The organism is Pseudomonas sp. LPB0260, assembly GCF_013388395.1.
The window spans coordinates 5,184,854-5,197,776 of record NZ_CP058247.1 but is presented as its reverse complement, the minus strand read 5'-3'; the positions used below and the strand labels follow the sequence as shown (position 1 = coordinate 5,197,776).

9 protein-coding genes and 1 pseudogene are annotated in these 12,923 nt (G+C 62.3%); 2 read left to right on the top strand and 8 right to left on the bottom strand.

Going from position 1 to position 12,923, the window contains the following annotated elements:
- Positions 1–28: 28 nt before the first annotated feature.
- The 7 genes and pseudogenes from LPB260_RS23165 to pbpC form a co-directional block, all read right to left on the bottom strand.
- The gene (locus tag LPB260_RS23165; RefSeq protein ID WP_208708205.1) at positions 29–2,020 is read right to left on the bottom strand and encodes a methyltransferase domain-containing protein; all 1,992 of its coding nucleotides are present in this window, start codon (positions 2,018–2,020) and stop codon (positions 29–31) included.
- 56 nt (positions 2,021–2,076) lie between these two features.
- Entirely contained in the window at positions 2,077–3,843 is a 1,767-nt protein-coding gene (locus LPB260_RS23160; protein WP_208708204.1) for an ABC transporter ATP-binding protein, read from the bottom strand.
- A complete protein-coding gene (locus LPB260_RS23155; protein WP_208708203.1) occupies positions 3,836–4,618 on the bottom strand; it encodes an ABC transporter permease in 783 nt (260 codons plus the stop codon). Before LPB260_RS23155 ends, LPB260_RS23160 begins: the two co-directional genes overlap by 8 nt.
- 47 nt (positions 4,619–4,665) lie before the next feature.
- Complete coding sequence (locus LPB260_RS29485; RefSeq protein ID WP_371926124.1) at positions 4,666–5,271, bottom strand: transposase; 606 nt, start codon at positions 5,269–5,271, stop codon at positions 4,666–4,668.
- A complete protein-coding gene (locus LPB260_RS29480) occupies positions 5,268–5,555 on the bottom strand; it encodes a hypothetical protein (protein ID WP_371926123.1) in 288 nt (95 codons plus the stop codon). Before LPB260_RS29480 ends, LPB260_RS29485 begins: the two co-directional genes overlap by 4 nt.
- Before the next feature lie 872 nt (positions 5,556–6,427).
- Positions 6,428–7,270 (bottom strand): annotated as a pseudogene (locus LPB260_RS23145) (ShlB/FhaC/HecB family hemolysin secretion/activation protein); the annotation flags it as partial.
- 96 nt (positions 7,271–7,366) lie between these two features.
- A complete protein-coding gene (pbpC, locus tag LPB260_RS23140; RefSeq protein WP_371926166.1) occupies positions 7,367–9,730 on the bottom strand; it encodes a peptidoglycan glycosyltransferase PbpC in 2,364 nt (787 codons plus the stop codon).
- A gap of 411 nt (positions 9,731–10,141) precedes the next feature.
- On the opposite strand from pbpC, the gene LPB260_RS23135 reads away from it, so the two are divergent.
- Positions 10,142–11,539 (top strand): PxKF domain-containing protein, encoded by a 1,398-nt coding sequence (locus LPB260_RS23135; RefSeq protein ID WP_208708200.1) that lies wholly within the window; start codon positions 10,142–10,144, stop codon positions 11,537–11,539.
- Positions 11,540–11,975: 436 nt separating this feature from the next.
- Positions 11,976–12,269 (top strand): hypothetical protein, encoded by a 294-nt coding sequence (locus LPB260_RS23130; protein ID WP_208708199.1) that lies wholly within the window; start codon positions 11,976–11,978, stop codon positions 12,267–12,269.
- Between the two features lie 73 nt (positions 12,270–12,342).
- Here the strand turns inward: LPB260_RS23130 and LPB260_RS23125 are convergent, their stop codons facing one another.
- Positions 12,343–12,873 (bottom strand): transposase, encoded by a 531-nt coding sequence (locus LPB260_RS23125; protein WP_208708198.1) that lies wholly within the window; start codon positions 12,871–12,873, stop codon positions 12,343–12,345.
- Positions 12,874–12,923: the final 50 nt, after the last annotated feature.

Below are 12,923 nucleotides of genomic sequence, written 5' to 3'. Positions count from 1 at the left end.
TTTCGGCTACCACGAGCGCTCACTGCGCTCATCGCTTAGGTTCTGCAGGCGCACCGCGAGACTGTCTAGCATCATCGTCGCATTGCAGCAAGGCATTACGCTCTGCCCTCAGGTTTTGCACCTGTACCGCCAATTGGTCGGCCTCCATAGCGCGCTGCAGCAAGACATCACGCTCAGTGCTCAGGTTCTGCAACTGCACCGCCAACTGATCAGCTTCAATAGCGCGTTGCAACAGGGTATCACGCTCAGTGCTCAGGCTCTGCAACTGCACTGCTAACTGATCAGCCTCAATAGTGCGCTGCAGCAAGGCATCGCGCTCTGCACTCAGATTCTGCACCTGCACCGCCAACTGATCAGCCTCAATAGCGCGCTGCAGCAAGACATCACGCTCTGCACTCAGATTCTGCACCCGCACCGCCAACTGATCAGCCTCAATAGCGCGCTGCAGCAAGACATCACGATCTGCACTCAGATTCTGCACCCGCACCGCCAACTGATCAGCCTCAATAGCGCGCTGCAGCAAGGCATCACGCTCTGCACTAAGGTTCTGCAACTGCACCGCCAACTGATCAGCTTCAATAGCACGCTGCAGCAAGGCATCACGCTCTGCACTAAGGTTCTGGATATGCACCCGCAGCTGATTTTGCTCGGTAATCTGAGCCTCAATGGATGAGACAGCATTGCTGGCTTGCAGGGCGCGCTCGAAACAATCCTGCAGACTGTACAACACCTGCCACGGTGCAGCCCTCGCCGCTGGCGACCGCGGGCTCAGCGTTTGTGGGTCAAACCAGAGTGGCTGCGATACCTGAACGAATAGCGGGTTCTCTTCGCCGTTAAGGTGCAGATAACGGCATTTCCCACTATCGGCGGCCACAGCCCAGAGCACCGACGGACCCTGCCCCAACTGCAACGAAGCGAACGGCTCAGCACTTGAGCAGGACCCCAGCACGCCGTAGTAACCTGCCTGCGGCGGGCGTGGCAAACGGTGAACGCTGCGCTCCTGCCCGTCATCCAGCACGCAGCCGTTGAACAGGCAGCCGACCTCATCCTCCAGCACTAGGTGCAGCGCGCCCTGGCTACCTGGCTGGCGGCAGACTTCCAGCGTGGGTGATGCTTCGTAGAGTGGGAACTGTAGGCGCCAACGGCCGCCCGCACAGGCCACATGCTGGGCCACTTGGCAGAACGGCTGCAGATCGGCAGCCGGTAACTGCTCTAAAAAATCTATCTGGGATGCCGGCTGGGCATGAGTTTCCGCCAGTAACGGTTGCGGAAGGTCGAACGCCACCCCATTACGCTGGAATATCACCAGAACTTCGCTGTGGCTGCGACAGTAACGCTGTTCGGCAAGTGCCGGATAAAGGTGCTTGGCCAGCGCCTGCGCCAGCAAAGATTGCAATGGTTGCTCAGCAGTCGCGGCCTGGCCGCCGCTACCGCAGCAGGGACAGATTGCCAGCTCCCACCCCGCCCACTCGTTCAGGGCCGTTCGCCGCAGTATAGTTTCCGGCGGCAACGTGGCATTCCAGGGCTCGCCAGCTAGCACAGTGGCACGAACCGTCCACCCGACCGGGGCACGCTGATGAAGGTCTACGATGTCGTAGCTGCGCTGGTGCCAATTGACGTGGTAGCAATGGCCGCACTCTGCACAACGGGTGGTGGCGTCCAGCAGCTCCTCACGAAAAGGAACCGCGACCATTACCGCTTTGGCGGCTACGCGAAACAGCTCGTCCCAGGCGGAGACTTCCTCGGCGTCGGGCATATGTTCCAGGGTGTCGGTACTCATCACCAGGTCGAAGGCGGCGCTGGGAAACGGCAATGCCTGCGCCTTACCCAGCACCCCATCGAGCTGAAGGCGCGCGAGTGCCTCTCCACTGCTATCAAGCCCAACAATGGTCGGCGCCCCAGGCGCTCTCAATCGAGAAGTCAGCTTCCCGTCCCCGCAACCGACATCCAGCACCGAGGCGATCCCGGTCGGCCAGAAGTCCCGAATAGCCTGCAGCAGGTTGAATTGTCCGATCTGCAACGGCTGATCCCAAACTTGGGCCTTGTCATATAAGCGCCATAAGCGCCTATTTTCGATCACTTTAGTAACTCCCACTGGGCAGGCTGATTGACCAAGCCGATCTGCACATGAACGCCAGACGGCGGCAGCACCTTAAGAGCATGGCAACGGTCATGCAGATCGTAAGAGGACGGTTCCACCGCCGAAGCTAGGTTCAGCTCGCGGAACAAAGCCACCGACACCAGATAATCCCCAGGCCCCAGCAGCAAAGGCGAAAAGTCCACTCGAATACCTCCGCTGCCATCCAACTGAGAAAAGCGCTGACCGCTCAGACTCGCAATGACCTGCATCGCGCAGGTTCCGTCGGGGCGGTAGATGGCAACCACCGGGACAGGATCAAGCACCGCCTCACTGGCATCGAAAGCTATCACCGCAAAAGCCGGCTCGCCCGTAATCAGCGTGTGTCGGCGGACACCTTCAGCGTCGAAAAAGCCAAAGCCGGTAATACGCACTTCTCCGCTGCCGTATCGGTCGTCACTGCTGAGTTCCTGCAGATCCGCGAGCAGTTCGTCTCGCCGGTTACGACCCAGAGCGAATTCTGTGTGCAGCGGCACGCGCACGGTGGTCCACACCTCACCGCTGCCCGCGGCAATTTCTATCAGCTTGCAATACACGCCCTGCTCCGGATCGTACTGCTCGAGCAGCACCGGGTGACTGGAGCTTTGGCGCAACTGCAACTGCACCCAGGCACCGACAGGAATACCGTTCGGCCAGGCAAGCTGCAGCGGGGAATGCTGATAACGCCCACCGAAGTCGCCAAACGCCCAACAGCCAGAGTCCGCGGAAGAAGCGACACGCTGCCAATTCATGAATTGAGGGTCGACGATCAGGCAAGAGCCGCCGGTGTGCACGCCAGCCATATCAATGCTGCCCAACTGCCCACTGACATCGCCATATTCGACAGCACGCAGCAGCAGTGGCTGCCTAGGCGGAGTACCATCGAGACCGACCAATCGCAGCAAGCTGGTCTGCCCGCCAGTGGTGGTTAAGGCCGACACCTGCCCACGAGTCAACGACATGCTCTTGGCCCGCACGCGCCGCTCTTCTTCATCGCGAATACTAGCCAAGTACGCCTTGCTAACTGGAAGTAAGGGGCCGTCCTGGCGAATATGCCCTCCCTCTAGCCAGATGCCGCGATCACAAAGCACCTGCACTGAGCTGATATCATGGGAGACGAACAGTATTGTCGCGCCCTGATTAGTCAACGTCTTCATACGGTGAATGCACTTTCCTAGGAAGTAGGCATCGCCGGCGCCCAGAATCTCGTCGATAATTAGCACTTCGGGGCTGGTGGATGTGGCCACAGCAAACGCCAGTCGTGCATACATTCCAGCCGAATACTCCTTTACCGGGCGCTGCAGAAAGGTATCCAGCTCAGTGAACTCAGCTATTTCCTCAATACAATCTTCCACTCGTGACGGGGGGACGCCCTGGTAGGCAAGGGCCGAGCGAATGTTATCGATACCGCTGAAATCCGGATGAAATCCCGTGCCTAGCGTCATCAGCGCCTGCACTTGTCCATTCACGCGAATCTGCCCACAGTCCGCACGCATCAGTCCAGAGATCAGACGCAACAGTGTGCTTTTACCGGCGCCATTGCGTCCGATTAGGGCCACCTTCTCGCCCCTAGAGATGTTTAGATTAATATCCGTCAGAGCCTGGAAGATGTCATAGCGACACTTCGACACAGGCCAGCCCAAAGCATCAAGTGCCCTCCAGACGGGGTGCTGGAAGCGGCGAAACGTCTTGCTGACGCCAGTAAGAGAAATCGCAAAATCAGACATGATCAGCAAACAACGGTTTAAGTCGCAGGATGAGCGCTCCACCTACGGTGAAGAGCACGCAGGCAAAAAGCGCAAACAGACCAAGCTGTTCCAGCGGCGCCTCGCCACGCACCAGACAGGCCCGATAGAGTTCCATCAGCCAGGCCAAGGGGTTGAACAGCAGTAGCGCCTTGAGTCCTTCTGGAACCATATCTGCCGTGTAGCCGATTGGCGAGACCATCATCAGAAATAGTACAAGGATTGGGATAGCCTGCTGCAGATCACGAAAAAACACCGTCAGGGTAGCGGTGATCCACACCAGACCTATCACCATAATGATCTGCAGAAGATAGATCAGCGGCACCAGCAGGTGCGTCCACTGGGCACCATGAAAATGAAGGACCGCGCCCCAGAGCAGCAACATTCCCATGCCCATAGTGGCATGGCCAATAAGTACCTCGCGGGCAACAACTAACTCGATGGGGAAAAGGGTATTCATCAGCAGATCGCGGTTGGCGACGATACTGATGGTGCCAGTGCCGAATGCCTCGGAGAACGCCAGGAAGGGAACCAGACCGGAAAACACCACTAGAATGTACCCTATGGTGTCCAGCCCTGGAATGCGAACCTGCAGGATCTGCACGAAGACCAAGCCGTACATGCTCAGAAACAGCAACGGATAAAGCAGCATCCACAATGCCCCAAGCACATTGCCACTGGTGCGCTTCCTCAGCCCGTGAACCACAGTGGCGTAAAGAATGTGTCGATGCTTTAGCAGGCTAGCCAATGCGTCCATCTCATACGTCTCTCATAGATATTTTGAGGTTATTACGACTCGTAACCCTAGGGATGCTCTGAAGTAGCCCGGTATTTCCGAGCCACTTCAGCCATCGCCCATTTGAAAGCAAGGGGATCGATCAAAATCGACCAGCCCCGCCGCCACATTATTTGCATTTTTTGGCAGGCGCGCGCCCCTCGCGGCAGCCATCTCCTACATTTCGGGCGAACCTCTCCTGCGCTCGCCAGCAAACGTCGACGCGTCATCCACAGGTCCGACAATGCAAACAGCGTCACCAGTTGCGCTGTGCTCTTCACCAGGCCACGGAAGCGCGCTATCACACAACCGAACTGACGCTTGGCCACCCTAAACGGATGCTCGACCTTTGCGCGCATCTGCGCTTTGGCCTTCCCGGTCTTGCGCTTGGTTTTGTACAGGGCACTGCGCCTATCGAGTTTCTTATAGTTACTACGACGAGCTGCGATCAGCCAAATGACTGCGCGGCCTTCATGCTCGGGTCGTTGCTCGACGCCAGTGTACCGGCATCCGCACAGACCTCGTTCTCGCCAAGCAGCTGGTCGACCTGGGTCGACATCCACCACATTGTCCACTGTACCCACCAGGCCGTGCACCAGGCCCGATTCGTCATCGACGCCGATGTGCGCCTTCATGCCGAAGTTAGACTGGCTGCCCCTCTTGGTCTGATCCTTCTTTGGATCGCGCTTGCCGCTCTTGTTCTTGGTCGAACTGGACGCTGGATAAACGTGGCATCGACGATGGTGCCCAGGCGTCGCGACAGACCACGACCACCCAAATAACCAAGCACCCCGACCGCCATCTCGTGTTTCGCCAGCAGGCGCGTAAAATTGAGGGCGGTAGTTTCGTCCGGGATGCGCTCCAGTCTCAGCCCGGCAAAACGGCGCAAGATGGTGGCCTCGTACAGTGCTTCTTTCATCGCCGGATCCCTGTAGCCAAACCAGTTCTACATCAGATGAATGCGCAGCATCGCCAGCAACGCGTACGCCGGTCGGCCGGTTTCGCCCTGGGGTAGTACGGCTCGATCAGAGCAATCAGTCCCCTCCACGGCACCACCTGCCCCCTCTCGATCAGGCGCGCCTCCTTACGGGTCTGCTTCCGCTTGCCGGCATACTCGGCTTTGGCGAAGGTCATCTGCTCTAAGGAAGAACTCGGGAGGCGGGATCGACGTATTTCATCATACTTGGGAAGTGTATACAGGGCGCGCCTTGATCGTCGACATAACCGTTGGCTAACCGAATGAAAGCCCCTCCATAATGCACTCGTAAAATGCTCCGAACAGCTGAGTCTGGCCAAGCTAAACGGTCTCCTCCTATATCTGTTTCATCACCCAAGGCATGCACTGTACCTGATAGAAATAGGCTACCTTCTCCAGACTGTCGGAGCCCGGGAAAGTCACCTTGGCCGCCTACTCCACAAGCGCCGCCATTTCAGGGAGCGCAAGTAGTTCCACAAGGCACAACGGCTCAAAGAAGCCCTCCAACTCACACATCTAGATCATTCGCAGGAGCGAGAATTACGAGGCAGAACCAACTTAAGCACTGCTGCGGTAATTGCAGAACCTAAAGAACTCCCGGCAGTTGCTTGAGTTGAGTATGTCCGTATTTTCGGCAGGATGGCAGACTGTCAACCCACAGCTTTCTCACGAAGCCCGAGCAGCTAAGAATCCGGTAGGTGATAAGCGCGCCTAGCGTGACACATCGAACATTGCGCCGCCAACCTTTTCAATGCCCAGAGTAAGATCTTCGCGAGCCTGGCTCGCTACGGCCGTAATCGGCATCCTCGAGCTCGCGAATAGCGGAGGCTCTGGTTGTGCGAGTGGCGATAGCTGTCGCTGACCGCATCGCCACCGGCGCGCAGGCTCAACTGGTCGGCCAGGCCCAGCGGGCTGTCCCAGTCCAGGCCCAGGCCCAGGCCCCACTGCTGCTCGCCGGTGCTTGGCTGGCCGTCGTTGTGGCGCGTCAGGCTGGCGCGCCAGGGCTTGCTGCGCTGGCCCTTGAGCTGCACGCGGCTGCCACCGACCTGCTCGCCGGGCAGCAGCTCCAGCTGCGCCTGGCGCGAGGGCAGGCGGTTGAGCTGCTCGACCAGCTGCTCCAGCTCACGCAGGTTGAGCACCTCAGCGGTGCGTCCGGGAAAGCTCATGGCCAGCTCGCGCTCGCTGGCCAGCTCGGAGCTGTCCAGCCCCTCGAGCCGCCCTTCGACCACGATGACCTTGAGCGTGCCATCGGCCAGCTCCTGCGGCGGCAGGTAGGCGCGGGTGGTGACGTAGCCACGGCCGAGGTAGTGATTGGTGATGACCTTGAGCAGCTGGTTGAGCTGGCCGGCGGCCAGGCACTGGCCGACGAAGGGCGCCAGCAAGCTGGCCTGTTCGGCCTCGCCGAGCAGGCTGGCGCCGCTCAGCTCGATCTGCTGGATGTCGAAACAGCGTTCGCTGTCGCCAGCCGGCTCGGACGGCAGCTGCGGCGTCGCGCCGGGCAGCTGGCGCAGTTCTTCCAGGCGCTGCTGCTGCTCCTGCAGCAGGCGTTCCTGGCGCTCACGAATCAGCTCTCGATCGCCCGGGGTCTGCGCGGCCAGGGCAACAGGGGCGAGGGTAACGATCAGCCAGGCGGCCAGCGGCGTACTACGAAGCGCCATGCTTTCAATCCCTTGAGCGGCAAAAAAATCCGGCGCGCATTTAACCACATGGCATCCGGCCATCACCGCTAAAGCTTCGTGACACCCCTCACAGTTCTAGTCATCCACGCGAAACCCCAGCCGCGCGGTTTGCCCGCTTTCGTCCAGCACGCTGAGCCGATAGTGACCGCTGCGCGCGAAGGTTTGCTCGAGTACCGCCTCGGCGGCGCTCTCGCCGATCGGCTGGCCGTCGAGGAACCACCAGCGCCGGCCGCCGCCGCCCAGGGCAGAGAGGCTCAGGCGCAGCGGTGTGGCGCTGGTGGCGGGTCGGCGCAGGCGGTCGCCGTCGCTGACGCCGACGATCGACAGGGGCGCGGCGGCCGCTGGCTGGCTTGGCGGGCAGCGCGGGTCGACCGCCGGCAGGCGCGCGCTGCGCCGCTCGCGGCGCGGCAGCCAGGGCTCCAGCGGCGCCGGCCACAGGGCGATGTCGCGAGCCTCGGCGCCGGCACAGCCGGCATCGACACGCAGGCCCTCGGCATTGAGCCAGATGGTCTCCCGCAGGCCCAGGCCGAGGGGCTGGTCCAGCGCCTGCAGGGTCGGCGGCGTGGTGCCGGCCAGGGTCCAGGCGAAGCGCTGGCGCCGGCAGTTGGGGTCGCCCCGCTCCAACGGCTGGCCCAGGGGCCAGCAGATCGCCGCCACACCGACCTCGGCGGGCTGCGGGTCTGCGGGCAACGCAATGCCGCGCTGGCTGTCGCGGTTGCTCAGCAGGTCGTGCACCTGCAGCAGCAGCGGCGCAGCCGAGGCCAGGCCGAACTGACCGGGCACCGGGGTGCCATCCGGGCGACCGATCCACACGCCAATCACATGGCGCGGCGCCACGCCGATCGCCCAGGCATCGCGAAAGCCGTAGCTGGTGCCGGTCTTCCAGGCCAGGCTCGGGCGCTGCACCAGTTGCGCCCGCGGGTCGCGGTCGGGCCGCGCCTGGCCGCTGAGGATGCGCCGCACGATCCAGGCGGCGCCGGGGGACAGCAGGCGCCGCTCATGCAGGGCGTCGCCGGGCTGCAGGCGCAGGCGCGCGGCGCGCCCACCACGGGCGAAGGCGCTGTAGCCGCTGACCAGCTCTTCCAGGCGGCTGCCGGCGCCGCCGAGGATCAGCGCCAGGTTCGGTTCGGCCAGCGGCGGCAGGGCCAGGGGCACGCCGGCATGGCGCAGTTCGCCGGCGAAACGCTTGGAGCCGTAGGCCTCCAGCAATTGCACCGCGGGCAGGTTGAGGGAGCTGGCCAGGGCCTGGCTGGCCGATACCGCGCCGCTGAAATCGGCGGCGAAGTTGCCGGGGCGGTAGTCGCCGTAGCGCCGCGGCACGTCCTGCAGCAGGGATTCGGAATGGATCAGCCCGGCATCCAGGGCCATGCCGTAGAGGAAGGGCTTGAGGGTCGAACCGGGCGAGCGCACGGCACTGATCATGTCGACATGGCCGAAGCGCGCGGCATCGCCGATATCCACCGAGCCCAGGTAGGCACGCACCGCCATGCTTGGCTGCTCGACCACCAGGATCGCCGCCGAGGTACGCTCCGGCAGGCGCGCGCGCCAGCCCAGCAGCAGGTCCTCCAGGCGGCGCTGCAGCGCGGCATCGAGGGTGGTGCGGATCAGCGGCGGGCTGCCGGGTACATTCAGCCGCCGCGCCAGCAGCGGCGCCAGCGACGGCTGCCGGCGCGGCGCCAGCAGCACCGCCTCCTCCAGGGCGTCCTCGACCAGCGCCTGCGGCCACACGCCAAAGCCGGCCAGACGCGCCAGCACCTTGTCGCGCGCCGCCTGGGCGCGCTGTGGGTGACGGTCCGGGCGCAGGCGGCTGGGAGCCTGGGGCAGCACCGCGAGCAGGGCCGCCTCGGCGCGGGTCAGGCTGGCCGGCGACTTGCCCAGGTAGCTCCAGCTGGCCGCCGCCACGCCCTGCAGGGTGCCGCCGAAAGGCGCGCGGTTGAGATACAGGCCGAGAATCTCGTCCTTGGACAGGTGCCACTCCAGCTGCAGGGTGCGCGCCAGCTGCTTGAGCTTGCCGGCCAGAGAGCGGTCGTGGGGATCGAGCAGGCGCGCCACCTGCATCGACAGGGTGCTGCCACCGGACACCACTCGCCCGCCGCGCAGGTTCTGCCAGGTGGCGCGCACCAGGGCCAGGGGGTTGACCCCGGGATGCCGGTAGAACCAGCGATCCTCGTAGGTCAGCAGCGCCTGCAGGTAGTAGGGCGAGACCTGCTGCAGGCTCACCGGGTAGCGCCACACCCCCTTGGCATCGGCGAAGCGCCACAGCGGCGTGCCGTCCTCGGCCAGCACCACCCGGGCCAGGTCGTCGTGCGGCAGCGGCAGCGGACACAGCCGGTCGGCCAGCCACAGCGATGCTGGCACCAGCAGCAATGCTGCCATCAGCCAGGCTCGACGACGCGCCCTGCCGAGCCTGACAACCTGCCGCCACTGCGACCACCAGATCAAAGCGCTAACTCCTTTAAATTTAACGACTTATTGACTGATTGATTGCAATTAGCCAGCACTCGAAAAGTCGTAAAAATGACGCCAGCGAACAACCCAACCACTCGAAACATACCGATCGTCGGAATACTGTCACAAAGCACATTTTCCATCGATTCGCGGCTTTACAGAGTATCCGCGCCTGCCTAAACCCATATCACACTGATATCAGGTGACCGGGGCCGATCATCTGAATTAGTGACGCACTCAAAACAAGTTTCCGGCCCCCGAAAAAGACGACATCAGACTCAAGCGCTTAGCCAGGCATGCACGGAGCCGGCGCTCGCTGCTGCCTGGCTGACGGGATGACTCTCGAACTGATTCGCCTCACTTGGACGTAGACGCTTATCAACTCAAGGCAGGGCAGTAACCATGGATAGCAACTATTTTGAGCGTTCGCCGCACATCGCCAAAAAACTCAACAGGGTGACAGACGTGAGCCATTCCATGCCGACAGGCCAAACGCCTGATTCCGGCGCTTGTTGGGGCTCAGCCCGACTGGCCGGCCTTGCGACCCTGGCACTGGCCCTCTCCCTGCCGTCGGTGACCGCACAGGCCGCGCCGACAGTGACCCAGGGCTGCGTATTAGGCCAAGGTGAAACGCTGACGCTGAAAGGGTCGGTCAGTTATTTCAACCTCAGCAGCGGCGGCGGCGGGAAAGAAATATCGATAAGCGAATTGCCGGTGATCGCCCCAGCGGCGACAGGCGACGTCACATGGGAGACAGGCAAGGCCGTAATGTTCACCTATAACGGTGTCGGCAACTTGAGCACCGCCGTGGAAAGCTTGGGTCAGCCTATTACACGCAACCTATCCAATCTGGGCCCATTAAACTACCTGCAGATCACTATCACCAAGAACCAGACGCCTACCTCCATCAGTCTAAATAACGTGTCACTCGGAGGTGAGTCTCTGGGCAGTTTTACAAAACCAGTTGGCACTAGTGGCCCCACGTGCTGGAGCGTGACGGGGGTCGACATGGCCGCCGGCTTCACGCTCAGCGGTGCACTTGCCTTATCTGGAAGTTTTGGCGGAGGGGCGTCCAGCAATGTCACGATCAGCATTGGCCACCTGGAGGTACCGGACGTGGTAGTGCTGCCAGCCGACGAGGCCGGCCCCATCACGTCGGACGTAGCCGTTCTGCCGGATCCCATATATCTGAACGGCACTGCAACCGTCAGCGCGACGGTCGACGACAGCAGCACTGGCGGCAGCCTGATCGCCGATGCCGAATACAGTGTCGACAATGGCGCCTGGCTGCCCATGAGTGCGAAGGACGGTGCCTTTGATGGGGTGGCGGAGGATGTCGAGGTCAGCTTCGACGCGACGTCCGTCGGCAACCATGAAGTCTGTGTCCGAGGTACGGACTCTGCCGGCAATACCGGAGAGCCGCTGTGCCAGAGTTTCCTGGTGACCTACAAGTTCGACGGGTTCTTCAGCCCGGTGGACAATGGCCTGGTTAACGTCGCGAAGGCCGGGCAAACGATACCGATCAAGTGGCGCCTGACCGACGCCAACAACGTGCCAATTGCCTATGGCTCGAGTTTCAGTGGCATGTTCTCCTCGGAAAACCTCTGCGTCGGGGGCCAACCGACCGATGCCGTCGAGGAAACCACTTCCGGCAGCAGCGGCCTGCAGTACAACGGCGACGGCTATTGGCAGTTCAACTGGAAGACGCCCAAGGACTATGCGAGCAAGTGTCGCGTGCTGTACATGCAGTACAACAGCGGCGCCACCTCGCCGGTGGTGAAGTTCGAGTTCAAGAAGTAACAGTACGCAGAAATGGAGCAGCCCGGGGTCGTCCGTCCCCCGGGTTGTTCACTCCGAAAAAGCTCCGAGCCCCCAGCAGTAGCCCGAATGAAGTCCGCCACTCCTCGAAATACAACCCGCCCCCTTCTGTCGCGCCCCTGCCATCCCCCAGCTTTGCCTGCTGCACTCCGAGCCGAAGCCCTCCAGACCTAGACCTGCTCCTGCCACGCCGGACGACACTCCCATACGCAGTGCAAGACGTTGCCACGGATTGCATCCGTGCTACTGCTGGCACTTCCAGCAACGCGGGACTGATCCACGCGCCAGGCAGAACCGCCGCCTGGCAGCAGTCCGCCAAGCCTGCGGATCTGCTCTGCCGATGGCACACTAGGCGCCTTTGCCGCCGGCGCTCGCCGGCGATCACCCACTGCGCCGCAGGGCGGAAAGGATTTGTCGAATGCAGGTGGAAAGTTTTTTCGAGTGGCTGGGCCGAGCCTTTGGCGAGTTGATCCGCTTTGTCGTCGAGGCCCTGGGCGGCTTTTTCGAGTTGATGGGCAGCGCGGTCGCCGGCTTCATCTCGGGCCTGTCCCAGGCCCTCGGCATCACCCCGTCGCTGCTCGGCATCGCCGTGCTGGTGATCGGCCTGCTGCTGCTCTACGCCGCACTGCGCGCCTTCCTGCGCCGCTCGATCATCGCCGGACTGGTGTGGCTGTTCCTCGGCCTGTGGCTGCTCAGCGGCCTGATTCACTAGGCGTTGAATGGGTGCTGCCCCGGATTGCATCCGGGCTACGGGAGAGGCGTAGCCGGATGCAATCCGGGAGCGCTTACGCCCCCGCACGGCTGACCGCCCGCTCGTCTCCTCCAGCCCAATCGCGCGGCAACAGGCCGCGCTGCACATAGCGGTGGAAGCTGGAGTGCGGCCAGTCGCACACCCGCTCGACCAGGCCATGCTTCTGCGGGTTGATGTGGATGTAATCCACATGGGCGGCCAGGCCCCGTTCATCGCGGATCAGGTGTTCCCAGAAGCGCCGCTGCCAGAGATTGGCCTCCCCCCTGGCATTGAGCCTGATGGTGTGGTCCGGCTGGGCGCGCAGCGCGGCGACGAACATCGACTTGAGCAGGCGGAAGCGCGATGAAAAATCGGCATCGCGCCGGGGTAACGGCATCAGCATATGCAGGTGGTCCGGCAGCAGGACGATAGCGGGCAGCGCAAAGGGCTGTTGCCGGCGCCCCCGACGCAAGGCATCGCCCAGGGCTGCACGGTGCAGCAGCAGGGTATCCGCGCGCCTGTCCTGCAGCGCCAGGGGGAGGAAGTAACAGGCGCCGGGCACGCGGGCCCGGCGGTAGAGCACCATGCTGCAGACCTCCCTGCCTGAGTCTCGTCCCGGATTTCATCCGGGCTACC